This window comes from Mesorhizobium sp. M1342 (assembly GCF_040317955.1).
Lineage (GTDB): Bacteria > Pseudomonadota > Alphaproteobacteria > Rhizobiales > Rhizobiaceae > Mesorhizobium.
Genome location: NZ_JAMYLI010000012.1, coordinates 159,308 through 185,856, shown reverse-complemented (window position 1 = coordinate 185,856; position 26,549 = coordinate 159,308). Strand labels below are relative to the sequence as shown.

25 protein-coding genes and 1 tRNA gene are annotated in these 26,549 nt (G+C 60.0%); 16 read left to right on the top strand and 10 right to left on the bottom strand.

Going from position 1 to position 26,549, the window contains the following annotated elements; all coding sequences use genetic code 11:
* Positions 1 to 807: 807 nt before the first annotated feature.
* The 4 genes from NKH06_RS14985 to NKH06_RS14970 form a co-directional block, all read right to left on the bottom strand.
* Positions 808 to 2,175: an integrase gene (locus tag NKH06_RS14985; RefSeq protein WP_352893354.1), complete on the bottom strand. Its 1,368-nt coding sequence runs from the start codon at positions 2,173 to 2,175 to the stop codon at positions 808 to 810.
* Positions 2,135 to 2,224: transfer RNA gene (locus NKH06_RS14980), tRNA-Ser, on the bottom strand. Before NKH06_RS14980 ends, NKH06_RS14985 begins: the two co-directional genes overlap by 41 nt.
* 82 nt (positions 2,225 to 2,306) lie before the next feature.
* Entirely contained in the window at positions 2,307 to 3,461 is a 1,155-nt protein-coding gene (locus NKH06_RS14975; protein WP_352893353.1) for a site-specific integrase, read from the bottom strand.
* Positions 3,458 to 3,961 (bottom strand): hypothetical protein, encoded by a 504-nt coding sequence (locus NKH06_RS14970; protein WP_352893352.1) that lies wholly within the window; start codon positions 3,959 to 3,961, stop codon positions 3,458 to 3,460. Before NKH06_RS14970 ends, NKH06_RS14975 begins: the two co-directional genes overlap by 4 nt.
* Positions 3,962 to 4,075: 114 nt before the next feature.
* Between NKH06_RS14970 and NKH06_RS14965 the strand changes: the two genes are divergently transcribed.
* The 4 genes from NKH06_RS14965 to NKH06_RS14950 are packed head-to-tail and all read left to right on the top strand — an operon-like array spanning position 4,076 to position 5,884.
* Positions 4,076 to 4,285, top strand: coding sequence for a hypothetical protein (locus tag NKH06_RS14965; RefSeq protein WP_352893351.1), 210 nt, complete (start codon positions 4,076 to 4,078; stop codon positions 4,283 to 4,285).
* A 59-nt stretch (positions 4,286 to 4,344) separates the two neighbouring features.
* Positions 4,345 to 4,815, top strand: coding sequence for a hypothetical protein (locus NKH06_RS14960; protein WP_352893350.1), 471 nt, complete (start codon positions 4,345 to 4,347; stop codon positions 4,813 to 4,815).
* Entirely contained in the window at positions 4,815 to 5,594 is a 780-nt protein-coding gene (locus NKH06_RS14955; RefSeq protein WP_352893349.1) for a helix-turn-helix domain-containing protein, read from the top strand. Before NKH06_RS14960 ends, NKH06_RS14955 begins: the two co-directional genes overlap by 1 nt.
* 2 nt (positions 5,595 to 5,596) lie before the next feature.
* The gene (locus NKH06_RS14950) at positions 5,597 to 5,884 is read left to right on the top strand and encodes a DUF6074 family protein (protein ID WP_352893348.1); all 288 of its coding nucleotides are present in this window, start codon (positions 5,597 to 5,599) and stop codon (positions 5,882 to 5,884) included.
* A 168-nt stretch (positions 5,885 to 6,052) separates the two neighbouring features.
* Here NKH06_RS14950 and NKH06_RS14945 read toward each other — a convergent pair whose 3' ends face one another.
* Positions 6,053 to 6,712 carry a recombinase family protein gene (locus NKH06_RS14945; protein WP_352893347.1) on the bottom strand — a complete coding sequence of 220 codons (660 nt, stop codon included), beginning with the start codon at positions 6,710 to 6,712 and terminating at the stop codon, positions 6,053 to 6,055.
* Positions 6,713 to 7,271: 559 nt separating this feature from the next.
* A complete protein-coding gene (locus NKH06_RS14940; protein WP_352893346.1) occupies positions 7,272 to 7,943 on the bottom strand; it encodes a DUF4145 domain-containing protein in 672 nt (223 codons plus the stop codon).
* A gap of 299 nt (positions 7,944 to 8,242) precedes the next feature.
* Between NKH06_RS14940 and NKH06_RS14935 the strand changes: the two genes are divergently transcribed.
* From NKH06_RS14935 to NKH06_RS14920, 4 genes are read left to right on the top strand one after another with little or no spacing between them, the layout of a single operon-like run.
* A complete protein-coding gene (locus NKH06_RS14935) occupies positions 8,243 to 9,742 on the top strand; it encodes a type I restriction-modification system subunit M (protein WP_352893345.1) in 1,500 nt (499 codons plus the stop codon).
* A complete protein-coding gene (locus tag NKH06_RS14930) occupies positions 9,732 to 11,522 on the top strand; it encodes a restriction endonuclease subunit S (protein WP_352893344.1) in 1,791 nt (596 codons plus the stop codon). Before NKH06_RS14935 ends, NKH06_RS14930 begins: the two co-directional genes overlap by 11 nt.
* Positions 11,519 to 14,563 carry a type I restriction endonuclease subunit R gene (locus tag NKH06_RS14925; RefSeq protein WP_352893356.1) on the top strand — a complete coding sequence of 1,015 codons (3,045 nt, stop codon included), beginning with the start codon at positions 11,519 to 11,521 and terminating at the stop codon, positions 14,561 to 14,563. Before NKH06_RS14930 ends, NKH06_RS14925 begins: the two co-directional genes overlap by 4 nt.
* On the top strand, positions 14,563 to 15,300 hold the full coding sequence (locus NKH06_RS14920) for a M48 family metallopeptidase (protein ID WP_352893343.1): 738 nt from the start codon (positions 14,563 to 14,565) through the stop codon (positions 15,298 to 15,300). The genes NKH06_RS14925 and NKH06_RS14920 overlap by 1 nt, the downstream gene beginning before the upstream one ends.
* A 6-nt stretch (positions 15,301 to 15,306) precedes the next feature.
* Here the strand turns inward: NKH06_RS14920 and NKH06_RS14915 are convergent, their stop codons facing one another.
* On the bottom strand, positions 15,307 to 15,714 hold the full coding sequence (locus NKH06_RS14915) for a hypothetical protein (RefSeq protein ID WP_352893342.1): 408 nt from the start codon (positions 15,712 to 15,714) through the stop codon (positions 15,307 to 15,309).
* On the opposite strand from NKH06_RS14915, the gene NKH06_RS14910 reads away from it, so the two are divergent.
* Positions 15,713 to 16,066: a hypothetical protein gene (locus tag NKH06_RS14910; RefSeq protein WP_352893341.1), complete on the top strand. Its 354-nt coding sequence runs from the start codon at positions 15,713 to 15,715 to the stop codon at positions 16,064 to 16,066. The two genes, NKH06_RS14915 and NKH06_RS14910, sit on opposite strands and share 2 nt — an antisense overlap.
* A 461-nt stretch (positions 16,067 to 16,527) precedes the next feature.
* On the opposite strand, the gene NKH06_RS14905 is transcribed toward NKH06_RS14910, so the two are convergent.
* A complete protein-coding gene (locus tag NKH06_RS14905; RefSeq protein ID WP_128304492.1) occupies positions 16,528 to 16,863 on the bottom strand; it encodes a hypothetical protein in 336 nt (111 codons plus the stop codon).
* 376 nt (positions 16,864 to 17,239) lie between these two features.
* Between NKH06_RS14905 and NKH06_RS14900 the strand changes: the two genes are divergently transcribed.
* From NKH06_RS14900 to NKH06_RS14870, 7 genes are all read left to right on the top strand, one after another.
* Positions 17,240 to 18,472 carry a septal ring lytic transglycosylase RlpA family protein gene (locus NKH06_RS14900; protein WP_023811949.1) on the top strand — a complete coding sequence of 411 codons (1,233 nt, stop codon included), beginning with the start codon at positions 17,240 to 17,242 and terminating at the stop codon, positions 18,470 to 18,472.
* A gap of 103 nt (positions 18,473 to 18,575) precedes the next feature.
* A complete protein-coding gene (locus NKH06_RS14895) occupies positions 18,576 to 19,739 on the top strand; it encodes a D-alanyl-D-alanine carboxypeptidase family protein (protein ID WP_164892962.1) in 1,164 nt (387 codons plus the stop codon).
* A gap of 137 nt (positions 19,740 to 19,876) precedes the next feature.
* Positions 19,877 to 20,551 carry a dTMP kinase gene (gene tmk / locus NKH06_RS14890; protein ID WP_023811951.1) on the top strand — a complete coding sequence of 225 codons (675 nt, stop codon included), beginning with the start codon at positions 19,877 to 19,879 and terminating at the stop codon, positions 20,549 to 20,551.
* The gene (locus NKH06_RS14885; protein ID WP_352441502.1) at positions 20,548 to 21,603 is read left to right on the top strand and encodes a DNA polymerase III subunit delta'; all 1,056 of its coding nucleotides are present in this window, start codon (positions 20,548 to 20,550) and stop codon (positions 21,601 to 21,603) included. The genes tmk and NKH06_RS14885 overlap by 4 nt, the downstream gene beginning before the upstream one ends.
* A gap of 90 nt (positions 21,604 to 21,693) precedes the next feature.
* Positions 21,694 to 23,244, top strand: a complete 1,551-nt coding sequence (gene metG / locus NKH06_RS14880; protein WP_023811953.1) for a methionine--tRNA ligase — start codon at positions 21,694 to 21,696, stop codon at positions 23,242 to 23,244.
* Entirely contained in the window at positions 23,244 to 24,038 is a 795-nt protein-coding gene (locus tag NKH06_RS14875) for a TatD family hydrolase (protein ID WP_023811954.1), read from the top strand. The genes metG and NKH06_RS14875 overlap by 1 nt, the downstream gene beginning before the upstream one ends.
* Positions 24,039 to 24,041: 3 nt before the next feature.
* The gene (locus NKH06_RS14870; protein WP_023811955.1) at positions 24,042 to 24,860 is read left to right on the top strand and encodes an MBL fold metallo-hydrolase; all 819 of its coding nucleotides are present in this window, start codon (positions 24,042 to 24,044) and stop codon (positions 24,858 to 24,860) included.
* Between the two features lie 13 nt (positions 24,861 to 24,873).
* Here the strand turns inward: NKH06_RS14870 and NKH06_RS14865 are convergent, their stop codons facing one another.
* The gene (locus NKH06_RS14865) at positions 24,874 to 25,719 is read right to left on the bottom strand and encodes a GNAT family N-acetyltransferase (protein WP_352893340.1); all 846 of its coding nucleotides are present in this window, start codon (positions 25,717 to 25,719) and stop codon (positions 24,874 to 24,876) included.
* Positions 25,720 to 25,908: 189 nt separating this feature from the next.
* Positions 25,909 to 26,391, bottom strand: coding sequence for a RidA family protein (locus NKH06_RS14860; protein WP_023811957.1), 483 nt, complete (start codon positions 26,389 to 26,391; stop codon positions 25,909 to 25,911).
* Positions 26,392 to 26,549: the final 158 nt, after the last annotated feature.

The following is a 26,549-nucleotide window of genomic DNA, read 5'->3' as shown; positions in this document are numbered from 1 at the left end:
AGTCTTTGGATCGTAGATGACAAAACGATCTTCGATAAGGACAGTTCGAGCCAATGACAGCTGTTTTTCATTTAGGCGGCTCTCTGCAATGGCATGAGCATCGGGGAGCTGACAGCAGCCCCCACTGGTCTGGTACGGAGACGTAAGCAGGTAAACGTAAAAATGGTGGCTCTCCAGAGCTGGCAAAAGCACGGGCCGCTTCGATCCCGTCCAGCGTCGTAGAAATCTTAGCCGAGGCTCGGCATCGGTGAGAAACAGCGCCTGCAGGCGGTGGAACGCCTCGTGGTAGGCCGCATTGGGCCGGCCGCTGTCCAGCGCGGTACGATTGCGTCTCTAGGCGTGTAGTAGCCGCCGGCGGTGTCCGTCCGGTCGCTCCAAACTCAGGCGCGTCTGCTCGGTGTCACCGTCGACGGCACCCCAGCCGCATAGGCCGATTTCGCTGCCTTGGGGCGTAGACCCTCGAAGGCTTTTCGCGCGAAGTCGCCCGTCTCTTTCGACTGTTGCCGAAGCAAGTCGAGCTCAGAGGGCGTCAGCATCACGGAAGTCGAGGATGTACTCAGCTTCGGAGCGGATGAGGGCCGAAGGCTGGAGATTGAGTTCTTCCCTAACGACATCGCCATACATCCTTCGGCCTCTCGGATTTGTTCTCGGCTCACGGCCATTAATCGGAGAGCACCGCATATACAAGCGTGACTGTACCCCTGAGAGCGCATACGTGCCGTTGTTCGAGCATCTGGAGCGCGCCGTCGAGCTCAAGCGCGCCACGATGATAACGCGGCGGTCCTCACCGCAATGATGCGCGGGAGGTCAAAGATGCGCCGGCGGTTTGAACGCGATCTTCTTCAGCCAGAACTGCTTTTGCTCGAGCGTCGGGCCAGAACCGTATTTTGGCCGATGCCATTTGTGGCCCATCAGCATGGCCACGACCTTTTCGGGCGCCTCCACGGCCGTCAGCCGATCCTCGTATGTGTGCCGCAGGCTGTAGAGAGAGTGGTCATCAGTCGGCAGGAGATTCGCATTGTCAAGAAACTTGTTGACCAAGGCAGAGAGCGAGTCGGCCTTGTCGAGATAGCGCGGAAACCCTTTGGGGTGGAGCTTCATTACGGCGAGCGCGCAACCCACGAGCGGAATGTCGCGCAGGGAGTGGTCTGTCTTCAACACGCGTCCATCGGGCCTCACCTGCACATGTGGCACCGCGTGATCTAGCAAGATGCGGTGCGGCAGAAGGTTCGCCGCCTCCGACAAACGCATGCCGGTGTCCGCTATCAGCAGCACAAGGTGACGGGCCTCCTCGTTGAGTTCCGCCAGCGCGCGGTCGGCAAGGATCTTGTCTTGGACGAAAGCCGCTTCGAAAGCCGCTCGTTGGAACGCGACCTGTCCCGATAGCCGCAATTTCTTGAACACCGGCGGCAAATTCAGCTGATGTGCCATGTCGACAGTGGTCAGCATCTTCGACACGTGGCCAATGTCCTTGTTTGCGGTGCCGATGTCGAGACTTTCCACGCGTATGCGTTTCTGCCACCACTCGCGAAATTGTATGGCGTGGCTCCGGGTGAGGGCGGCTATGTTCATGTCGCCCACAACCTCGATAAGGTTGCCAACGGCGCGCTTTTTCGGATTGCGCCACTTTCGGAGCTGGTTCGGGGACATGGCATTGAGGCTTTGGGCCTCGATCTTCTCGAATTCTGCAACCAGCCCCGTGAGGCGGATCGCCGGCCGCTCCTCACCACCCAGGGCGGCCGCCACCTCCCGCTCGTCCTCAATGACGTTCCTGTCGAGGAGCAGTCTAATGCGGTCGACAATATCATCGCGCGCGCCTTCAGCGAGCTCGGCATTCGTCTGATAGACCAGCCTCAGGGCTTTCGCCCGCTGCTGGGCCGCCTCGAAACGCAAGCGAGCTTCGCCAGATTGACCGTCGCGAAGCCCTCCCCAATACGCATCGAGCTCGACGTGGAGGCGCTGCACTACTTCCTTGGCACGAATGCCACGGGGATCGTTTACGATCGGAATGTCGGTGCTGATGCGGACCAGGACGCGGCGATCGAGCTCGGCGAATTCCTTCGGAACACGGCGAACGAGGTACCAGGTGCCGTCGCGCTTATGCGCCTTTGGCGGATCTTGCAGGGGCGCCAGTTGGCGGAGGAAGTGGGATTCGAACCCACGGTGAGCTTGCACCCACGCCGGTTTTCAAGACCGGTGCCTTAAACCGCTCGGCCATTCCTCCAAGCCTTGATTTCATTAGCTTTTCTGGTTTTCTGATTGCCTGAAATTAGGCCGTTGCTACCATTTTGCTACCGAAAGGGCTTTCACGACTTCGCCTTTACCGCGCTCCGGATCGCAAGGTCAACCTGTTCCGCCGCGTCTGCCTGCATTCCCGGCATCACATGGCTGTAGAGATCGAGCGTGATGCCGATCGATGAATGCCCAAGCCGTTCGCTGGCAATCTTCGGATGGACACCGGCCGCAAGCATCTGCGATGCGTGAGTGTGCCGTAGGTCATGGAAGCGGATGCGGGGTAGCTTGGTCTTCCCAATGATCCGTATCCACTCATGCGTCAATGATCGCGGCTGGATCGGCTGCCCGTCATATTGGGCGACCACGAAGCTTTCCTCGTCGGGGCGAATGCCAAGACGCAACTGCTCTTCGGCCTGCCTGGCGCGGTGCGCCTTCAACTCGGAAACGACGGTCGAGGATAGCGAGACAGTGCGGGCGCGGCCTGACTTCGGCTCTTTGTGGCGAACGCCTTCCTTGGTCTGCTCGGCACTCTCCACCACCGATAGCTGGCGGCGATTGTCGCCAAGCTCCACACGCCCCCAGCGCAAGGCAAGGATTTCCCCGCGCCGCAATCCGCACATGACGGCAAGCAAGGTAGAGATGAACATGCGCGTCGGCCGAATAGCCTCCAAAAGCTCGGCGGTTTGCGCAGCGTCATAGGCCAGCATCTTCTTGCGTTCGACCTTCGGCGGGGTTGTCGCGGTCGCTGGGTTCTTCGCCAACCTATCCCACGTCACAGCCTGCGACAGAGCCTTGATCAGCACACGGCGCATATGGTGAACCGTCCGAGGCGAAAGCCCTCCCTTGCCGTCCCTGCGGCCTTCTGTGAGGGCCTTCGTAAATGCGCCGTCTATCCTGTCGGTTTTCAGCTTCGCGAGCGTCACATTGCCCAAGAGCGGTGCGACGCCCTTCTGCAATATCTCGGCGTAACGCTCATGGGTTTTCGGAGCGACCGACGGCTTGATGAAGTCCAGCCATTCGTCAAGGAACTCGGCAATGCTCTGCTTGGTCGGCTCGACGTAGTTGCCGTTCTTCAATTCCGTGACGAGCCGCGCACATTCCTCTTGCGCCTGCCGTTTCGTACCGGAGAAGCTGTGCCACTTGCGCCGACGTTTGCCGGTTTCGTCATAAAGATCAATGACGATCGCCCATTTGCCGGGGCTGCGCTCTTTGATGTGGCCCTTCATTTGTCGCCCCCTCGCAAACCTTTCGCATTCAATTCGTGCAGCTTTCGATCAAGGATTACCTTGGCTTGGTTCGAATACGCCGCAGCATCCCCTAGATCGATGTCGACACCCTTGAAAGGCATGATTTGCGCCACGATGGAGTGGACGCCATAGGAGAGTTCAGATTTTGCTTTGACCATTTCTGCCATGGCTCGAAGCGCTGCCATGGCGTCGCTCAACAGCTTTTCGTTTGTCGTGTCCGCTATTTCCGGAGCGTCAACCACAGCGTTCATGCTGATAACGCAATCTCGCGTCTTAGCCGACATTGCTTCTGCAAGAGCGTTCAGATGCTCCGCCTCCCGATCAAATCGAAGCCCGATCTGTACCAGCCGCCGGATTGCCTCCGACCTAGACGGAGCCCGGTTTGCGAACTGCCAGTCGTCTATCGCCTTAATCTCATCTTCGGTGATGACCATCTGTAGCCGCTGGCTTGCACTATCACCCAATTTTGGCCGCGCCATTTTTCTACCTCCATAATTAGATGTGAAAAATACACACGAAACGTTGCGGGTCAATCCGAAACGGGATAAATAGGTATTGTGTGTAATTTTGCTACGAATGAAAGACCTGAGCCCATGACACTTGAAGAAGCACTCTCCCGCCCGACGCTCTCGGTTCCCGACGCCGGGTCAGTTTTCTATGACCTAAGCCGAAATGGCTCTTACGAGGCCGCCAAGCGAGGGGATATCCTCACGATCCGTATCGGCCGCAAGATCGTCGTGCCGGTGGCCCCGATCGCCGAAAAGCTTGGCCTTCGGGCGAATTTTGGGAAGGCCGCCGCCTGATGCCGGCACCCCGCAATCCATACCGTTTCAGAAAGCGTCCATCGCCTCCCGGCGCGGCAATGGCTTTTGTCGAGTACGCCCTTACGCTGGAAACCGATGAATGTGTTCTTTTTCCTCATGGCCGGACAGGGGCTGGCTACGCGAACGTTCGCGTCGGCGAGCGGTTCGAATACGGGCATGTGATCGTCTGCCAGCGCGCTCACGGCCCGCGCCTGACGCCGAAGCTCCAAGCGGCGCACTCATGCGGAAATGGGCATATGGGCTGCGTAAACAAACGGCACTTGTCGTGGAAGACACAGGCGGAGAATGCATCCGACACGGTCGCGCATGGCACTGTGTCTCATGGCGCGAAATTGACGCCGGCCGACGTGAAGTCGATCCGCGCCCTTGCAGAGGTAATGCGCCATCGGGACATCGCCAAGATGTTCGGCGTTCGCGGTGACACGGTAAGCAGCATTGTTCGTGGCAAGACATGGGCGCACCTGCCAGATGATGTAGTCGACGGCAACGGCGACGAAGAGGCGGCCTGATGACACAACCGAAGACGATCAACAAACTGTTCGCCCTTCAGAGCGCGCTATGTGATCCTGATCTCTCGCGCGGCACGGATACCTTGATGCTGGCGATCCTGATCGAGTACCAGAACCCCACCTACGGCTATAGCTGGCCGTCGATCGAGACACTTGAACAGGTTTCCGGGCTCGGAGAGCGCACGACCCGCAACTCTCTCCGGCGACTTGAGAGCGCGGGCTATGTCCAAACCCAGTGCGGAGGCGGTCGCAACAACACCAACAGATATCGTGTCCCCCTCGACCGCTTCGACGAGGCTCCGTTGAAGGGGCGCATCACGTTCGCCAAAGAAAGGCGGCACGGCGATGCCGGGTTTTCAGAAGCGGGAGCACGGAACGACGTTTCAGAAACACGGCACGAAGATGCAGAAACCCGGCACGACGACGACACTAAACCCGGCACGACGATGCCCCCGAAACCTACTTACGGAAACCACCTTACCGAGAAACCTTCCGCTTGCGCGGCGTCGAACAGCGGTTCGACGCGCAAACGAGACGAAAAAACGAACGATGCTCAAACGATGGCTTACCTTAGAAAAATGGATCAGTCGCTGAAGGTGGCTCGTCGCGACGGTCATTCTTTCCGTGGCGAAAAGGCCATCGATGGCTACCGGGAACTTTTAGAGATCGCCGGGGAGGAATATAGTGCTGGCGACCCCATCAAAGGTTGGGCGCATCGCCTTTCCGAAGAGCTTGTCGATCTTATGGACGAACAAACCTTTGGGAGGATCGCTGCATGAAAATGAACGTTGATGCCGACATCGCCACGGCGGCCATCTTTGCCTTCCCGGCCGAAAAACAGATCGGGCTTATCCGTAGGACTGTCGATGTCCTCGACAGCAAGAATGGCGAACGCTCTTTCGGCGAACCTTACCTTCGCAGGACTGCCGACACGATGGCGCGCCGAATGGCGGCGGCCGGGATTGACGGCAATACAATCGTCCGGGAAGTCGCTGCATTCCGAAAAGCTGTCGAGGATGAGAGCATCCGGCGGTTTCTCGACAAAATCGGCATGCGTCGGGCCAAATAATGATCGACTGCGATAAGTTTTTAATGTGAAAATTTATTCGGCCGAAAAGCCATTTTTACTAAGGCATTTCAGATAGTTGTGCAACGTGGAGACGTTGGAATTAACGAGTGTTTCTACAGTGCCTTCGCGCGCGCGGGAAAAATGCTGTTGTGGCGCACTGGCGGAGCATCACTGGCGGCTCAACACCTTCTTGACTGCCGCGTGCGAAAGGGGAAGGCCGTCGTCCGTCACAATCTCGGCAATCGTGCGCAGCGAGACGCCCTGGCTGCGCAGAACGCGCATCTTTTCGATCGCCGCTTGTTCGGCCGGCACCTCGACGAGCCCGCCACCGTCAGCATCGACGGCGAAGCCGAATGGACGGTTCCCGCCTAGATACCGACCTCGCTCCCGCTGATCGGCCTTTACCTGTGCGACACGTTCGCGAATGCGGTCGCGCTCGGCTTCGGCAAACGCTGCGGCAATCGTCAAGAATAGCTTTGACAAGCCATTCCCCGCGATATCGCTGCCAAGGTCGAGTAGGTGTAGCTTGACACCTCGCCGCTTCAATTCCTCGACCACCTGTAAAGCATCAAGTGCCGACCGGAAGAGGCGATCGAGCTTCGCTGCGACGATGATGTCGCCCGCGACGAGTTTCGCAAAGAGCGGCCCTCCGGCCGGCCGATCAGTCACCGGGATCGAGCCGGAAACACCTTCTTCAATGACTATCTCCGCAAGCGCCAAGCCATGCATGAGGGCGTACCCTTCGATCTGGCGTCGCTGCACTTCAAGGCTCTCGCCTTCAGATGCTTGTTTCGCTGTCGAGACACGAGCGTATCCGTAAACGGCCATTGTATAACCCTGTAAACGTGTAAACGTGCGGGGCGGCATAGCAGATGTCGAAATGGTATGTAAAGGTGCTAAAGCGCGTTTACAAAATGATCGACATTGGGGGCGACACTAAGCTGCAAAGAAATTTGGCGCGACATTCGGATGGGTTGTTCAAGCCGTCATAGCCATGGCCTTGGCGAAAACAGTAGGCGGGCTTCCTATGTTCGCGGCGTTCATCACTTACTATGGGCTGAGAGAGCGAATTGGGATCGTTCTCTCATTGCTGGCAGGCGCATTGGTAGCTGCGGCTGTCTTCGTAGCAGCAATCGCCTTGATGGTGCCATACCATGGCTAGGCGGTCGGCTAAGCCAAGCCAATCAAAGCGCGCATGTCGAGGGGTGTAGAGCCGCCACTGGAACCGCTCGCCGATGACGATCTCCGCCACGCCTGCCGCTTAAGGAAGAGAACCGCGCCCTTAGTGCCGACGAAGCGCTCGCCGACCACCGTGACGATCGTTGCGGTCACGGTGTGCCGCGCATGGGCAGCTCGGCCGGCCCCATACAGTTTGGCGCCACTGCGCTCACGAAGCCTTCTTGGCTTTTTTGCTCCTGCGGGCCGGTACGGCTCCTTCCAGCTTCTTCGCATCTGCATCGAGCCGGCTGCGGCGGGATGGCGCTACAAACGCCTCAAACACAAAGTGTTCCAAGATCTCTGCCAAGGTATCCAGTTCCTTGGGCTTTGGTTTCCATCCGCGATGAACCGACGCGCTTCCGGCATCCACCAGAACCGCTAGGCGGTCCTTGTCGATGCCGCCGATCTTCTGACGCTGGACCAATTCGTCCAACTTCTTGGCGAACGGGAGATCGTCGTCGACGCCGAGCAAAATCGCAGCCACGTCGAAACACGTGCGCATACCAATTGCCGCCAAAATGGGAAGGTCAGCGTCGAGCGCTCCGTAAACCTCCGCTATGGCCTGCTCCAGTTGGTCTGCGTCCCCAATGTGAACGCCGAAATCGCCCAACCATTCGGGTTTAAGCCTTTTGGACGGCGCAGGCCAATATGAAAGCGTCTCAATTAGTTCGCTTTCCGTTTCACCGGCCTCATTATAATATTGATGAAGATCCTCTGAGTTCGTGGAGGATTTTTGCACAAAGATGTATTCACAACCACGACATTGCAGAATGTACCAATTGTCCCACCACTGGTAGTAGCCGTCGCCATCTTCACCATAAGCTTTGTGATGGCCGCGCACGTCGCAATTCCGTAAACCTCCGCAGTCGGAGCAAAGCGCTTTACGGGTCGTGGGGGCCGGTTCAGTCATCATGCCTTCGTAAGTTGAACCCGCAAGATGCGGGCGAGTTGTGGGCCGGGGTGCAAGCGCTTCCTCTCGATGTCAACGTTCTGGATGACACCTGGGCTCGACAGGGCGAATTGCCAATACACCTAGCGCGCGAGATTTTCGCCTGCAATCTGGACCGAAGGTAACCGCGTGGCTATGAGAGAGGACGCCGCCGTCAGGTTGGCGAATGATTGAAAGTGTAGCACCAATTTATGTCCACCCTTTCCCAGCAGAGCCTCGAACGCCACTTGTGGCAGGCAGCAGACATTTTGCGCGGCACGGTCGATGCCGGAGACTACAAGCAATACATCTTCGGCCTGCTTTTCTACAAACGTCTCTGCGACGTTTGGGACGAGGAGTACGAAAAGCTCCTCACCGAGACTGGCGACCGCGAGGAGGCCGCTGACCCCGACGAGCATCGCTTTCACATCCCCACCGCGCATCGCTGGGACGCGGTGCGCAAACAAGCAACGCAGATCGGTCAGCGGCTGAACAACGCGCTGGCCGCCATCGAAGATGCGAACCTGCGGCTTCGCGGCGTGTTCGGCGATGTCGATTTCGCCAATCAGGACCGTTTCTCCGACGCGCTGCTGGAAAAACTGCTCGCCCATTTCGAGAAGCATCGCCTGCGCAATGCCGACGTGCCCGCCGACATGCTCGGCGACGCCTATCTTTACCTGATCAAGATGTTCGCCGAGGGGGCGGGCAAAAAGGGTGGCGAGTTCTATACGCCCCGCCAGATCGTCCGCCTGATGGTCGAGATCGTCGAGCCGCGCTCTGGCATGTCGATCTATGATCCTACGTGCGGGTCAGCCGGCATGTTGTTGGAAGCCGTCCAGTATCTGAAGGATCGGGGCGAGGATGCGCGCAGCCTCTCCCTCTACGGACAGGAAAAGAACTTCGGTACATGGGGCATCGCCCAGATCAACCTGTTCCTGCACAATGTCGATGATGCTTTCATCGCCAAGGGCGACACGATCCTTTCACCCAAACGATATGACCCCAAAGTCCGCGACTTTGTCGAAGGCATTGGGGCCTATGATCGGGTGCTCGCCAACCCGCCCTTTTCTGAAAAGGTGTGGGGCTACGAGGTTTGGCAGAACGGCGACCCATTTGGGCGCGATATCTATGGCTGCCCACCGAAGGGCTATGGCGATCTTGCCTTCGTTCAGCACATGCTCGCCAGCCTGAACGATAATGGGATGCTGGCGGTGGTTGTACCTCACGGCGTCTTGTTTCGCGGCGGCGCCGAGGGGCGCATCAGGGAGGCCATGCTTGCCGCCGGCGTGATCGAGGCGATTGTGGGCCTTGCTGCCAATTTGTTCTACGGGGCGGGCATCCCCGCCGCTGTTCTTGTGTGCCGCAAGAACAAGCCCACGGAGCGAAAGGGCAAGGTGCTGTTCGTTAATGGCGATGCGACCTACCAGCCGGGTAAGGCGCAGAACTTCCTCACTGACGATCATGTCCGCACGTTGGCGGATGCCGTTCACGGCTTCGCCGACATTGAGAAGCTGGCCCGCGTCGTGCCCGTCGAGGAGATCGCCGCCAATGGCCACAACCTCAACATCAGCCGCTATGTCCAGACCGGCGCGGACGCCGAGACGATCGATGTCGCGGCGGAGGTCACCAAACTGCAAGACCTGATCGCCAAGCGAAACGAGGCCGAAGCGATAGTGTTCGAGCATCTCAAGAGGCTCGGCTATGTCGAGTGAGGTGCCGGACGGGTGGCGAGTGCAAACCATCGGTGAACTCGCAGACGTGATGATGGGGCAATCTCCACCGTCCACTGTTGTGAACAGCGACGGCTTGGGTTTGCCATTTATCCAAGGTAACGCGGAGTTTGGTGCTCGCTATCCAACCCCGCGACAGTTCGCGGCAGAGTGCCCCAAGATAGTTGAAGCCGGAGACATTCTGTTAAGCGTGCGTGCGCCGGTCGGAGAAGTGAACATAGCGCCAAGAAGGCTCTGCATCGGTCGTGGTTTGGCCGGGTTGAGGCCCACGGATAGCGATCACGATTTCCTCTACTACGCGCTCGGGGGACTGGCATCAGTGTTCGCTCGTCTTTCCCAAGGAAGCACATTTGACGCGATCAACGGCAAGGATCTGCGCGACATTTCGATAGCCGTTCCACCCCTCGACGAGCAGCGGCGGATCGCCGAGGTGCTGCGGTCAGTCGATGAGGCGATTGCTACGCAGTCCGACGTCTGCGTTCGGTTGAGAACCACCGCCGACGACCTTGCGGACGAACTTTATGCGAAGGAAATCGAAGTAGGCCAAGAATGTCTGACCATGTATGGCCAAGCCTGTGAAACTGTGCAGGTAGGCATCGTGGTTAAGCCAGCCTCGTATTACGTTAATGATGGCGGTGTCCCTGCGCTCCGTTCTACGAACATCAAGCGGAACCAGATTGATTTCTCGGCGCTTGTGCAGCTTTCGCGCGAAGGTCACGCTATCAATCGGAAATCTGAACTACGGACGGGCGATGTAGTCACGATCCGAACGGGTGAGCCGGGCAAGACTGCCGTTATTCCTGACGATGCGCCTTCGTCACTCAACTGCATTGACATCATTTTTTCTCGTCCGAAACCGACGCTCCGGTCCCGCTTTGCTGCCTTCTTCATCAATTCGGCCACCGCCCGAAAGCAAATAGCCGCTATGCAGGGAGGCCTGGCTCAACAGCACTTCAATGTGGGCGAGATGAAGCGACTGAGCATACCTGTTCCTAGCCTTCAACGGCAGGACCGCGTTGTCGAAGTGCTGGAAGCAGCTTGGCAGGCGGTTCGTGTAGAGGAAGCACAGCTTCACTCCCTGAAAACCGTGAAGGTAGTTCTTTTGTCCGACCTTCTGTCCGGTCGAGTGCGAGCTTCGACACCCACCGTCGTCGCTGCGAAATCGGTTCCGCCTGCCTTCAAGCGGGCCGTGTTTGCTGCCGAGATTGTCCATCAATTGCATAACGACAATCGCTTCGGCTCCGTTAAGCACGAAAAAATAGTGCATCTTTGCGAATTGCACCTCGGGCTACAAGCGGAGCTTGATCGACACGCGTATAAGGAGGCAGCTGGGCCTTATGACCCGAAAGCAAGACGCTCGGTGGAGAGGATTTTCCAGCAGCAGAAATGGTTTGGTACCACTAAGACGGCTGACGGAAAGCGGGTCGTATATGTGCCGTTGGAAAAAGCAGGCGGGCATGCGCCGTATTTCGATCGCTATTTCGGTGGTCAGAAGTCAGCTATCCAGTCCATCATAGACCTGCTGCGCCCCCTCAATAGGGAGCAGTGCGAGATAGTGGCGACCCTCTATTCTGTCTGGAACGATTATCTCATCGACCTGCGGCAGCCCACCGACGGCGAGATTGTCTCGTCGGTTCTCCAATGGCATCCCAAAAAGCAGGAAATATCAGAAGACCGCTGGAGAGCAGCGCTGCCGTGGATGCGCCAGAAAGGCTTGGTCCCGAAAGGTATTGGGGAAAAGACGCGGGTGTCTCAAGCATGAGCGAATACCGTTTCGCCGAGAGAGCCGCCATCGACGTGCTTGCAGCCCTCGGCTGGCAAGAGGTGTCGTCGCAAACGGCTTTGGCGATGCGGGTAGAAGACAACCGCGTTATCCTCAAGCCTGCGCTGACAAAGGCACTGCAGGCGCTCAACGGCATCGGTGTGGACGACGCCGAGGCGATCTACAACGACCTCGCTACCCAGTCGGACAATGAGGACTGGCAGAGGAAGCTGCGTGGCGGTTACTCGCGCCGCCTCGCCGGTAAGAACCGTGACCAGCCCATCGCGCTGATCGACTTCAAGGTACCTGCGAACAATAGCTTCCACGCCGTCCGCCAGTTCCGAGTGGCAGCCCAGCGCCCGCGCGTCGCCGACCTCGTCCTGTTTGTGAATGGCATTCCACTGGTCGTGATCGAGGCCAAGTCGCCACTGAAGGCCACGGCCAAAGCCGAGGAGGCGTTCGAGCAAATCAAGCAGTATGAGCGCGACATTCCCAGATTGTTCGCGTCCAGCGCCTTCAACATCGTCACAGACGGCATCGTCACGCTCTACGGCGCCACCGGCGCCTCGTCATCGTTCTACGCGCCGTGGCCCGATGCCTGGCCGCGCACCCGCTCCGAGTTCGTAGACGATCTCGCCAAGGATTTGTGGTGTCTTGCGGAGCCATCTCGGCTGCTCGACCTGCTCGCCCATTTCATCGTGTTCGAGACCGACGCGGAGACGGGTCGCAAGATCAAGAAGATGTGCCGTTACCAGCAGTTTCGCGCCGTCAACAAAGCCGTCGATAGGGTCTCAGAGGCCGTCGACCGCAAGGGTCTGGTCTGGCACACGCAGGGGTCAGGCAAGAGCCTGACGATGGTGTTCCTCGCGCTGAAGCTGAAGACCCACCTGACGCTCGACGCGCCGGCGCTCGACAATCCCAACATCCTCGTGCTGACTGACCGGATAGACCTCGACACTCAAATCAGTAACACCTTCGTCGCCTGCGGCTTGCCCAATCCTCAACAGGCAGGATCGGTCACCGAGCTTCGCGAAGCCGTTGCGCGGGGCGGCAACGGCCAAATCCTGCTGTCGACCATCTTCAAGTTTGCAGGCTCACGCAATCCGATCCCGAACTCCGAAAACTGGATCGTGCTGGTCGACGAGTGCCATCGAACGCAGGAAAAAGATCTTGGTGCCTACCTTCAGGCGACGCTACCCGCCGCCCGGTTCTTTGGCTTTACCGGCACGCCGATAAAAAGCACCGACAAGGATACCTATGCCCGGTTCAGCATCAAGGGTGAGGGCTATCTCGACAAGTATGGCATCGATGACGCCGTGCGTGACGGTGCAACCGTGCCGATCCTCTACGAGGGCCGGAAAACAGACTGGGCGATCAATGAGGCCGAGATCGACATATTGTTCGACCGCTGGTTCGTCGATCTACCCGATGACAAGCGAGAACAACTGAAGCGGAAGGGGCTGACGCTCGCCACCATCGCCAAGCACCCTGAGCGTGTCCGGCTGATCGCCTTGGACATCTGGGAGCATTTCAAGCAGGTCTGCGCACCCGACGGCTTCAAGGCGCAGATCGTCGCCGTGGACCGCGAAGCGGTGATACTCTACCGCGCCGCGCTCGCGACCGTGATTGCCGCCGATCTGGTGAAAGGTGGAATGGACGCCGACGCCGCACGAGCCAAGGCCGACGAGATGATTGCCTGCGTCTATTCCAAGAGCCAAGAGGACAACAAACCGTCCGAAGACCCGGACGTCGTCGCCCTTCGCACCGAGCTTGAAAGGCAGTATCTGGATGACGCCGCCGAGAAGGAAGCGAAGAAGGCGTTCAAGGCGTTCGGGCAGGAACCCAGCTTCCTGATCGTCTGCGACAAGCTGCTCACCGGCTTCGACGCGCCCATTGAGGCAGTGATGTATCTCGACAAGCCGTTGAAGGAGCATGGGCTCTTGCAGGCCATTGCGCGAACCAATCGCACCTGTTCTCTGAAGCGGCTGGACGGGATCGAGATCACCAAGCCGCATGGCAGGATCGTCGACTATATCGGCGTCACCAGCCATCTCGACGAAGCGCTGCAATCCTATCGCTCCGAGGATGTCGAGAATGCGCTACGCGACATCGCCATCCTGCGCAACGATTTGAAGGAAGCGCACGCCCGCTATCGTCCGCAGAAGCGCGCAATAGGGCTGGAAGGTATGGATGAGAAGGCGGCGGCCTACGCCGTCGGCAAACTCGTGACTGCTGGCCGTGAGGATGAATGGTTCGACCTTCAGCGGCTCGCACGCAATTTCATTCGCGTCTATGGCGACCTCTCACCCGATCCAGCGATCCTCGATTTCACCGATGAGGTGAAATGGGCCGCTGCCTTCCTCCGGCTCGCCACGCAGGTAATCGCCAAGGACGAGAGCCTTGACCACCGCTATTATACCGGCAAGATCAGGGACATGCTGGAAGCGCATGTCCATGCGACCGGCCTGTCCACCACTATCCGGCTGCGTTCGATCACCGATCCGCACTTCGCCGACGATTTTGCGACCGAGGAGAAGACGGACGCGGAGTTGCAGGAAGCGTTCGTCCGAAAATCCGCCGAGCTTCGCCGTGTCACCCGCGAACTGGTGGATAAGAACCCGGCTCAGTATGGCCGTTTCTCCGAGCGCGTGCTTGAGATCATCCGCCGCTTCGAGGAGGGGCAGATCGCTGCCGCCGAGGGCCTGCGCGAGTTCGAAGACCTGACCGGCGGTATTAGTGCCGAAAAGGGCGCTCATGCGGAACTGGGGATGGACGAGCGCGCCTTTTCGATCCTGCGCATCATGGAGGCACTGGCCCCGGACACGGGCCACGGCACACTACAGGACGCAGCCATTGCCATCGGAGCGATCTATGCCGGGGCGCAGGCGAGCCAGCCAGCCTTCACCTTCATGCCCGAATACCTGCGCAGTCTGCGTCAGCAGGTTCGGCGCATCCTCTCCGAGCGTGGCATTGCCGAAACCAAGGCCATCCGCGAGGCGGTGGAAGAGTTCGCCGTCCACGCGTATGTCGGAGGCCATTGATGCCGTCGCTGCACATTGGCCGCGCTGAGATCCCCTATGAGCTTCGCCGATCTGCAACGGCATCCGAGCGCCGCATTACCGTGACACCCGGCTGCGTCGAGGTGCTGGCGCTCTCCACCGATGACGATGCGGCGATCAACTCGTTCCTCAAACGCAAGCGGCAATGGGTGTTTAACACCGTCCGCGAGATGGAGCGGATCACAAACGACCGGCATGCCGTGCCGCGCTTCATCACTGGTTCGAAGATACCCTTCCGGGGACGCCGGATGGGGCTAACCGTCCGACGCACCGATGGCGAGCGGATCGAGACTACTTACCTCAACGGCTTCATCGTCGATCTTCCGTCATGGGCAGGCGATGACACCGACCAACTCGTCGCCAGCGAACTCAAGCTGTGGCTAAAACGGCGTGTTCGCCGGGACGTGATGGAGATCGCCGCAGGTTACAAGACCCGGTTCGGCTTCTCGCCGCGCTCGATCCGCGTCGCTGATTTCACAAACGGCTGGGGATCGTGCGGCCCCGAAGGCAACATCCTCATCAACTGGCACCTCATTTTCGCGCCGAGGAAAGTGCTGGAGTATGTCGTTGCCCATGAACTTGCCCATCTTCGGCATCGCTCGCATGGTCCTGCGTTCTGGGATTTCCTTCGGACGGTCGTGCCTGACTTCGAGGCGTCCAAAGCGTGGCTCGAAGCCAATCAGGGCAGGCTCAGTGCTGAGTTTCTTCTCGTCGCGTAACTGATCCTAATTTGCCCGCACGCAGGTCGGTAAACGCTCGACGCCGTTCTGTTCGCCTCCCTGACCGCCTTCCTTCGATTTCTCACTGAGACCTTGGGCGACCCGCTCTGGTTCGTTGAGCCGCTGCCAATCGATCGACCGTGCCTGCTCCGGATCGCGCTTCCATATAGCCGCGAATTTGCGCTCCAACGCGCGTTCGGCCGCGATGCGGGCATCGATCTCATCTTGCGATGCGTCGGACGGCCACGACGAACCGCCGCAGTCGCCGGCCCCTGTCAGATAAAGCCTTCGGACGGCCGCTTCCGCGCCCTTCGGCTTGCCGCGCCAGAACTCGCTCGCTCGGATGTGTCCCTCTTGGTCGCGCAAATGTCGTATTTGGTCTTCGGTGCGCATTCGTAGTTCGATGCCTTTCATGGCGTCGAAGGAGGGCACGTCTTTCCCGAAAACGCTAGTCTCGTTTCCGTCCACAAACGTCAAACTGTTGATTTTGGCCGATCTTGTCGAAGACCATCAGGTAGTCGATGCTGCCGGAAATGGCCCGACCATCTTGTCGAAGCAATGCCGGAACGATCGGGGAACATCTTGCTACCATTTTGCTACCGAACTCGGTAGCACCGCGCGATATCGGCGGGGACGAAACAAGACAGCAATGCCGCAAAACCTTGGAAACGAAGGATTGCCGGTGATGGAACAAAACCAGCAAGGATGGCCGGAAGCGAATTTCAAGACCGGTGCCTTAAACCGCTCGGCCATTCCTCCATCGTGATTTTTCAACCACTTGGGTAGCGCGGGGGCCAACCCGTTTGGCCTGTTGGCACCGGATTGGCACCGAAGGCGCTCCCGGCTGGTTCACGCCTCATTCCTGTAAAGCGGCATTGAGGGCTGCGTCAACCACCGCTGCGTCGCTTCCTGCTGTCCTGGGCAGACTCTGAGCTTGTCGGGATCGAGCACCGGGACCATCGCGGTCCAATGGTGCATGAAGAAGAAGCCCGCCGCGGGCGTTGCCCGAGATTGTGAGGCGCTGCAGTGCTTCCATGCAGCGCCCCAGGCAAGGGCGCAGTCCAGCTATCGCCAGAACCATCCTTGCAACCGGGCGGGGCGGGTTAATCCCTATAGGTCAACCTCTTGGGAGAGCTGCGGCATTTCCCCAAAAAATTCAGTTCGCCAAGGGAACAGCTGCTCGTGAGGAAGGCCGAAGCTGCAAATCGGCTCCGGCCTGCGTGTTCCTCAGTCTTTGCAGCTTTCGTCCGCCTTTGCCGCCGCGGCCTTATCACCATGCTGCTGCGCCTCAATGTCCTGCTGCGAGGTTGCAAGATTCTTGTCGCCGCCGCCTTCGGCGCCCGCCAACGGCATCGTGGCGCCATCCTTGGCGGCTGGCTTGCCCGTGCTGTCCGACGCTTTTGGGGTCTCTAAAGGCGCATGAGTTCCATCTTTCGAAATACCGGCGGTCTGTTCGGAATCCGTCCCTGCGTTGGAAGCCGACTTGTCCGGGCATGCGGCGATCGCAGACCCGGCAGAAAGTGACATTGCGATCGCGATTGTCAATGAAGCCATTTTCATCATGCTCGTCCTTCTGTTCGAGTGCCCTGCGGAAGAAACTAGCGGCGCATTTCTTTGTTCCGACGGTCGGTCCGCTGCCCGTCAAAGCTTGGTCAACGGCAGGCATGGGCGGCAGGAGCGAAGCCAGGCTCTTTGTGGCAGAGGGCATCACATCTCTCGCGTGGAAGCACGAAAACCGTTACTTTTCAGAAGGCTTTCACGGTGGAGACGCCACAATCTTGCCCGGTTGCAGCCACAATCGGTTAATACCGTGATAAGCAATTCCTGCGCACAAAGGATCGGGGTTCAAAGGCGTCGTTGTATTGGTCGGGTGAGTGTTTCGGCTTCTTCGACGGTTGGACACGACGTCTAGGTCAAGACTGAAGGGGACATCAGGAAAATGCAGGCTGTGACGCAACCGCGTCTTCGTCGCGCTGCTGCAGTCGCGTTGTTCGCCATGTCGGCCGCCTTGCTGGCGGCTTGTGCGTCGCAGCCCGAGCCGAAAGCGATGGTCTACAAGAAGACCCGCTCCAAAGAATATTTCGCCGAATCCGAATATGGCGTGAAGGCAAGCCCGCGTGTGATCTCCCAGAATGGGCGCATCCAACGTGGCGGCGGCAGGGATCAGCTCGGCAAACCCTATCAGGTCCGCGGCAAGTGGTATTACCCCCGGGAAGACAAGCGCTACGCCAAGGTCGGCCTGGCCTCCTGGTATGGCGACGCCTTCCATGGCCGGCTTACCGCCAATGGCGAAGTCTACGACATGACCCATCTAACGGCGGCGCACCCGACCATGCCGCTGCCGAGCTATGCCCGCGTCACCAATCTCAAGACCGGCAGTTCGGTCATCGTTCGCGTCAACGATCGCGGCCCATATCACGAAGGCCGCATCATCGATGTCTCGGAGCGCGCTGCCCAGATGCTTGACTATGCCAACACCGGCACCGCTCAGGTGAAGGTCGAATATGTCGGCCGCGCGCCGCTCGACGGCGATGACGACCAGTATCTGATGGCTTCCTACCATCCCGGCAACAGGGCGCCAGACCCGTCGGATGGACTGCCGACCGGCGTCATGGTCGCCATGAACGGGCCGTCGCCAAGCCTGCCTGCGGGCGCCGCCGCCGTGCCGTTTCCGGGCCAGTTGACCGATTCCGGCGCTGTCCAGCCGGTCATGTCGACGCAGTCCTCGGCCTATGGCGATCTGGCGCTTCCGGATTTCGGCCCGATCGTGCCGGAGCGCCCGCAGATCAATCTGCCGCCGCAATCACCGTTTGCCGTGGCCTCGCTGTCCTATGCCGACGAGCGGGTCGAACGCGCCTCAAATGCCTTCGCCGCAATGGGTAGCGACGGCATGTCGCCGGCCGACGTGCTCCAATCGTGGAAGCGGCAGCCGCCACCGGCCGGTCCGTCCACCGACTACGTTGCTGCCGGTTCGTTCGAGGATGCCGGAGAAGCCAAGCGTATTGCCGCTCAGCTTGCCGCCTTCGGCAAGATCGAGATCCAGCGTTCGGAACTCGACGGCGAGGATTGGTATTCGGTCAATCTCTATCCCGATGGCCATCACAACCTGGATGATTTGCTGCAGGCTGCCTGGTCGCATGGCGCTCCCGATGCGCTGGCTGTGCGCAACTGAGCACAAGCCAGGCTGGATTTCCGCTACGCGGTTGATCCGCCGTGCAAAAAGCCCGATACTTTTTGCGGGCTTGCCGGCGGTGCCGGCCAACGGGTCGAACATCATGCAATTGCGCTTGCTCCCGCTCGCCGGGCTTCTGGTTTTTGGCCTGCTGCTGTTTTTCCAGGCTCCGGCCGGTGCGCAGCTGTTCGAGACCAAGGCCGCACAGGCCTTCATGATCGACGCCGAGACCGGGACGGTGCTGTTTTCCAAGGATGCCGACAAGCCGATACCGCCGGCCTCGATGGCCAAGCTGATGACCATGGAAGTGGTTTTCAACGCCATCAAGTCCGGTCGCCTGAAGCTCGACGATACGTTCGTTGTCAGCGAAAACGCCTGGCGCAAGGGTGGCGCGCCTTCGGGAACATCGACAATGTTCGCCAAGCTCAAGTCGTCGATCCGGCTCGAAGACCTGATTCAGGGCGTGACCGTGCAGGCGGCCAATGACGGCTGCATCGTCATCGCCGAAGGCATGTCGGGATCCGAGGACAATTTTGCCGCGCAGATGACCGAACGGGCCCGCCAGATCGGCCTCAAGACGTCGACTTTCGTCAATTCGACCGGCCTGCCGGCGGATGGCCAACAGACGACCATGCGCGAGCTGGCGCAGCTCGCCCTGCACCTGTGGCGCGATTATCCGGATCTCTATCGCTATTACAGCCAGAAGGATTTCACCTGGAACAAGATTTCACAGAGGAACCGCAATCCGCTGCTGGCGATGGACATCGGCGCCGACGGCCTGGCGGTCGGTGCGAGCGAGGCAGCCGGTTTCGGCATCGTCGGTTCGCTCAGCCACAATGGTACCCGCGTGATCGCGGCGATGAGCGGGCTGGCCTCGGACAAGGAGCGCGCCGAGGAAGCGCGAAAGCTGCTCGACTGGGGTGTCCGCTCGTTCGAGAAGACTGAAATTTTCGCCAAGGACGAGGTGGTTGGAGAAGCCCAGGTTTTCGGCGGAGCGAAATCCGGGGTGACGCTGAAGGCCAAGGGTCCGATCGACATTTTCCTGCCGATCACCAACCGCGACAAGCTGACGGCCAGGATCGTCTACAACGGCCCGGTTGCTGCACCGGTGGAGGAGGGGCAGCCGGTGGGTGCGCTGCGCGTCTGGATCGGCGATACGCTCAGCCAGGAGACACCGCTTTTCGCCGCCGAATCGATCGGCGTCGGCACGCTGCCGCAGCGCGCACTCGATGCCGTCAAGGAACTGGCGGTCGGCTGGCTGCGATAACGCATATCACTCAAAACCAGCCATGGTTTTGGGGGCGACTGCACAAGGGCAAAAATTGACGGCATGGACGTTTGGCCGAACGCGGACTATCTAGAGCGCTACAATCCCATTCAGCCATGGACAAGAAGGCCTCTCGGTTGGCACGCGGTTTTTTCATCACCTTCGAAGGCGGCGAGGGGGCAGGCAAGTCGACGCAGATCGAGCGGCTGGCCAGGAAGATGCGCGCCAAGAAATACGATGTGCTGCTTACCCGCGAACCCGGCGGCTCGCCGGGCGCCGAAGCCGTCAGGCATGTGCTGCTTTCGGGCGCGGCCGAACCGTTCGGACCGAAGATGGAAGCGCTGCTTTTCGCCGCCGCGCGATCCGATCATGTCGAGCAGCTCATCCGGCCGGCGGTCGAGCGTGGTTCCATCGTGCTTTGCGACCGCTTCCTCGATTCCTCGCGCGTCTACCAGGGCGTCACCGGCGGCATCGATTCGGCGTTCATGGATGCGCTGGAGCAGGTCGCCATCAACGGCATGATGCCGGACATGACGCTGATCTTCGACATCGATCCGGCGGAAGGCCTGAGGCGCGCAACGCTGCGGCGCGGCACCGAGGCAGTCGCCGACCGCTTCGAAAAGGAGACGCTGGCGATCCATCAGGCCCGCCGCGAGGCGTTTCTGGCGATCGCCAAGGCCGAGCCGGAGCGCTGCATCGTCGTCGACGCAGCCGCCGAGCCCGACGCGGTCGAGAACGTCGTCACCGCGGCGGTGTTCGCGGCACTGGCGGCGAGAACGCCGGCACGCGACAGGCAGGCAACGCCGGCATGATCTTCGAACGCATCGCACCCGAGCAGCACGACACGCTCGACGGCGTGCCGGAGCCCTCCGAAACGCCCGTTCTGGTCGGGCATAGCCAAGCTGCAGGCGTGCTCACCGCCGCTTATCGTGCGGGCAAGCTGCCGCATGCGCTGATCTTCTCCGGGCCAGTCGGCATCGGCAAGGCGACGCTCGCCTTCCACCTTGCGCATCATCTGCTGAAGCACCCGGATTTTGCGCAGGCGCCGGAAAGCCTTGCCACTGCCGATCCGGCTTCGTCGCTGTTTCGCCAGATCGCCACCGGGGCGCATCCTTCCGTGCTGCATCTGACCCGGCCGCTGAACGACAAGACCAAGAGTTTCAAGACAGTCGTCACCGTCGATGAGATACGCAAGGTCAGCCGCTTCCTGTCGCTGACCTCGCACGACGGCAGCTATCGGGTCGTCATCGTCGACCCCGCCGATGACATGAACACCAATGCGGCCAATGCGTTGCTGAAAAATCTTGAAGAGCCGCCGGCACGGACTCTGTTCATCCTGATTGTCCACGCGCCGGGCAGCCTGCTGCCGACGATCCGGTCGCGCTGTCAGGTGGTGCGATTGAACCCGCTCGACGCCGACGACCTGATGACGGTGCTGGAAACGACCGAGCCCGCGCCGCCTGACGATCCGGCGGCTCGCGCGGCACTGGTCGGGCGGGCAGGGGGCAGCGCCCGGAACGCGATCCTGTTGACGCAGTATGGCGGGCTGGAGATCGCCTCCACGCTCGACGCTCTGGTCACCGGCAGAAAGAGCGATGTCGGCGGCGCGTTTCGCCTCGCCGAAGCCGTGGCTGGCCGCGATCAGGCGATCCAGTTCGATATCTTCAACCGCCGGGCGCTGGACCTGTTGTCGGACGCGGCAAGTCAGGCAGCACTGGCGGGCGATCTCGCACGGGCCAAAACGTTGTCCGACACTTGGCATGAGGCGCTGGACGCTATATCTGAGACCGATACCTACAATCTCGACAAGAAGCAGCACGCCCTGATCATGATCGACCGCCTGAATTCTGCAATGCGAATGTGACTGGGTTTCCTGGATCGGGATGGCAAATGCTGCCTCGATACGATATCCACCGCCACGCCTTTCCATTCAGACATTCATGACGGTTCCTTCATGTCACGCGACAAGTTCTACATCACCACCCCGATCTTTTATCCGAACGGCAAGCCGCATATCGGCCACGCCTATACGGTCATTGCAACCGACGCCCTGGCACGCTTCCAGCGCCTGGACGGCAAGGACGTCTTCTTCCTGACCGGTACCGACGAACACGGCCTGAAGATGCAGCAAACGGCCGAGAAGGAAGGCATAACGCCGCTGGCGCTGGCCGACCGCAATTCGGCGATTTTCCGCGCGATGACCGAGGCGATGGGTGGCTCGAACGACGACTACATCCGCACGACGGAACCGCGCCACTACGAATCCTGTCAGGCGATCTGGAAGGCGATGGCCGCCAATGGCGACATCTATCTCGACCGTTATAGCGGTTGGTATTCGGTGCGCCAGGAAGCCTATTTCGACGAGAGCGAGACGACGCTCGGCGAGGATGGCGTGCGTCGCGAACCGCTCGGCTCGCCCGTCGAATGGAACGAGGAAGAAAGCTATTTCTTTCGGCTTTCCGCCTATCAGGAAAAATTGCTGGCCCTTTATGAGAGCCAGCCAGACTTTATCGGTCCCACCGAGCGCCGCAACGAGGTGCTCAGCTTCGTCAAGTCCGGGCTGAAGGATCTGTCGATCTCGCGCACCACCTTCAAATGGGGCGTGCCGGTGCCCGGCGACGACAAACATGTGATGTATGTCTGGGTCGACGCGTTGACCAACTACATCACCGCCGCCGGCTATCCCGACACAAAGGCCGAGCAATGGCGCTATTGGCCGGCCACGCACATCATCGGCAAGGACATTGTCCGCTTCCATGCGGTCTATTGGCCGGCATTTCTGATGTCGGCGGGCATTGAGTTGCCGAGCCGCGTTTTCGCGCATGGCTTCCTGTTCAACCGCGGCGAGAAGATGTCGAAATCGGTTGGCAACGTCGTGGATCCATTCGCGATGGTCGAGCACTACGGCCTCGACCAGGTGCGCTACTTCTTCCTGCGCGAGGTGCCCTTCGGCAACGACGGCAGCTACAGCCATGACGCGATCGTCAACCGCACCAATGCCGATCTTGCCAACGGCCTCGGCAACCTTGCGCAACGCTCGCTGTCGATGATCGCCAAGAACTGCGGCGGCGTGGTGCCGCAGCGCGGCGACCTGACGGATGCAGACAGAGCAATCCTGGATCAGGCCGTCGCCGCTCTCGACATCGCGCGCAAGGCGATGGCCGAGCAGGGCATCCATCTGGCGCTGGCGGCGATCTTCGGCGTGGTGGCGGAAGCCGATCGCTACTTTGCCGGCGAGGCACCATGGGCGTTGAAAAAGACCAACCCTGCGCGCATGGAAACGGTGCTGTGGACGACCGCCGAAGTCGTGCGCCGCGTGGCGGTGCTGTGTCAACCCTTCACTCCGGGATCGGCCGCGAAACTGCTCGACCTGTTGGCGGTGCCGGCGGAGAGCCGCGCTTTCGCGCATGTCCATGCTGACCATGCGCTGGTGCCCGGCACTGCGTTGCCCGTACCGGAAGGGGTGTTTCCACGTTATGTCGAACAGCCGGACGCGAACGTCTGATGCTCGTCGACAGTCACTGCCATCTCGACTTTCCCGACTTCGCCGAGGAGCGGGCGGCCATCGTCGCCCGCGCGTTAGCCGCCGGAATCGACCGTATGGTGACGATCTCGACACGCGTGAGGCGGTTTCCGCAAGTACTTGAGATCGCTGAAACTTTCGACGAAGTCTATTGCTCTGTCGGCACTCATCCGCACAATGCGGCCGAAGAGCTGGATATCACGGTCGAGGAGCTTGTGCGGCTATCCGCGCACCCGAAAGTGGTGGCCATCGGCGAGGCCGGGCTGGACTACTTCTACGACAAAGCGCCCCGCGATGCGCAGGCGCAAGGCTTTCGCACCCACCTATCAGCCGCGCGCGAGACCGGCCTACCGCTGGTCATCCATTCGCGCGACGCCGACGACGACATGGCAGCGATCCTCAAGGCCGAAACGGGGAAGGGCGCCTTCCCCTTCATCCTGCATTGCTTTTCTTCCGGACATCGGCTCGCCGAAATTGGCGTCGCTCTCGGCGGCTACGTGTCGTTCTCGGGTATCCTCACCTTCAAGAATTCAGCTGAGTTGCGCGCCATTGCCGCCGATGTGCCGCATGACCGGCTGCTGGTCGAAACCGACGCGCCCTATCTGGCGCCCGTGCCGTTTCGCGGCAAACGCAACGAGCCCGCCTATGTCGCGCACACGGCCAAGGTGCTGGCCGAAACCATCGGCGTCAGCGAAGCTGAAATCGCTGATCTGACGACGGATAATTTCTTCCGGCTGTTCGGCAAGATGCCGCGGCCTGTAGAGCAAAGTGCCTGAACGATGACCGACCGGCTGCGCCTCACCATTCTCGGCTGCGGCTCGTCCCCAGGTACGCCGCGCATCACCGGCGACTGGGGCAATTGCGACCCCGACAACCCCAAGAACCGGCGCACGCGTGCCGCCGCACTTGTCGAGCGGATCGCGGCGAACGGCAGCCGCACGACTGTCGTCATCGACACGGGGCCGGATTTTCGGCAGCAGATGCTGCTGGCCGGCGTTAAACGTGTCGATGCGGTCGTCTATACCCACCCGCATGCCGACCACATCCATGGCATCGACGATCTGCGCGGTTTCGTTCTCGATCAGCGCCAACTGATCGACGTCCATGCCGACAGGGCGACGATGCTTCGGTTGCGGGAAGCGTTCGGATACTGTTTCGAGACGCCGCAAGGCAGTTCCTATCCGCCGATCGTCAGGCCGCATCTCATCGACCACACCAGGCCGGTGGTCATCGAAGGAGAGGGGGGTACCCTCACCCTTGAGCCGCTGCCGCAGATCCACGGCGACATCGTATCGCTCGGTTTCCGCATTGGCGGTCTCGCCTATTGTCCCGACATCAGCGACTTTCCGGAACCCACCGCCGAACGGCTGCGCGACCTCGACGTGCTGATCATCGACGCGCTGCAGTACCGGACGCATCCCAGTCACCTGTCCCTTGGCGAAGCGCTTGAATGGATCGAGCGGCTGGCGCCGATACATGCGGTGTTGACACATATGCACGTGCCGCTCGACTACGCCACGGTGATGGCCGAGACACCCGCCAACGTCGAGCCGGCCTATGATGGGATGGCGATTGAAATCCCTTACGAATCAGCGTGATGCGAATAGACTTTCATACCGGCTTTCGGTTCATTGGTGCGAATATCAGCAGCGTTCCGATCCGTTCGTAGCCCATCCGGGGATAAAGCAGAGCCCCGGCGTGGGTTGCAGCCAGCACCGAGCACCTCGACCCACGCGCCCGATCGTCGTGCAACATTTTCGACATCAAAGCCTGGCCAATGCCGCGACGCCGGTGCGAAGGCTCGACATACATGCTCGAACACCACGTGGCTTCCACGGCATCCAAGCTGCGCACGCGCCCAACGATATCGGCGCCATCGACTGCCACATACTGGCGCAACGGCGCGCTGTCGCCGAGCAAATGATCCGGGATCGGCTGTCTGCGGATGATCTTTCCCAACTGCGCCGCCGCCCGTTCGGCTGTCTGCACGCGTTCGACCGAAGCAACCGCAACCGCTGGCGGGCTCGGAATCCGGCGCAACCGGTGGACGAAAAAACCTTCGGTCCGAAGCAGCCGGTAGCCGAGAGCTTTGTAGGCGGTTCGTGTCGGCCCGTCCGGATCCTCGTTCGCGATCACAACGGAAATGGCAAAGCCCGGCCGTGCATGCTGCCGCACGACGGCATCGGCTTCTTGAGCGGCGACGTCATGGACGACCCATTCTTCGCCGCGGTAGTCACGAAGATTCTTGCGCTCGGCATCGCGCATCAGCCACAAGCGTCCAACGCGGCTGGCCTCGTAAGGAAGGTGCGGCTTCTGTCGGCGCTGAAGCCATGCACGAACACTTCGATCGCCGCTTCGATCTCGCTGTTTGCCATCTTCATTTCGACAGCCTAGCGTTGGCCATCCGCTCAAGGCAATACGGCACAATCGGCTCAAGCCTATGAGAATCAGCGGCAATTTCCAGTTCTTGACCGATGCGTTAGTTCCATAATCTATCTTATGCGACTTTTGGATGCGGCGGCAATAGCAATAGAGTGTATGCGTCGTGACGGCTTTGCTTCGTGGGAGCCAAAATGAATTGGTGGTTCCAACGCGCGGCTGTCGGCGGCGTGCTCGACCCCATGTCAGTTGGGGCGATCAGGCTCCCTATTCCAGAATAACGGTGGCTTCCACCTCGAAAAGCATGGGGTCGATTGCAAGCTTGGGAACGGGAACCAGTGTCTGCGCCGGCAACGCCTCGCCGAACATGTCCTTGACGTTCCTGGTTAACACATCGAGCTTGGACATGTCGTGGTCGACCACGAAGACCGTGAGCTTCGCCACCTGATCCGGCTTGGCGCCGATGCCCCCGAGCGCCGCATGCAAATTTGCGTAGGCCTGCTTAACCTGGACGGCGAAATCGGGTGACAAGGCTCCTGTGCTGTCTTGGCCGCCCTGCCCGGAAATGTAGGCAATCCGAGCTCCGCGCGGTGCGATCACGGCGGTGCTGTAGCCATTCGGCGACGGGTCGTAGAGCGTCTGTGGATTGATGATGGTCAGCTTGAACTCGTTCGCCGGCGACGCAGTGGGAACTGCAATGGTCATGATGATTAGCCCTCCGATAAGCAGATGCTTGATTGCGCGTGACATGATTTCTCCTGGCTCTGCTGACTGCGAATAACGCACTCGCCGCCGGCATGAACTTTAAACCAGATCGCTCATACGATGAATCGTGCGATGTACGAGTCATCGTATGGTACATCGTACTAGTCAAGCGATCAGCGTCGACATTCCTGACGGTGCCTGCC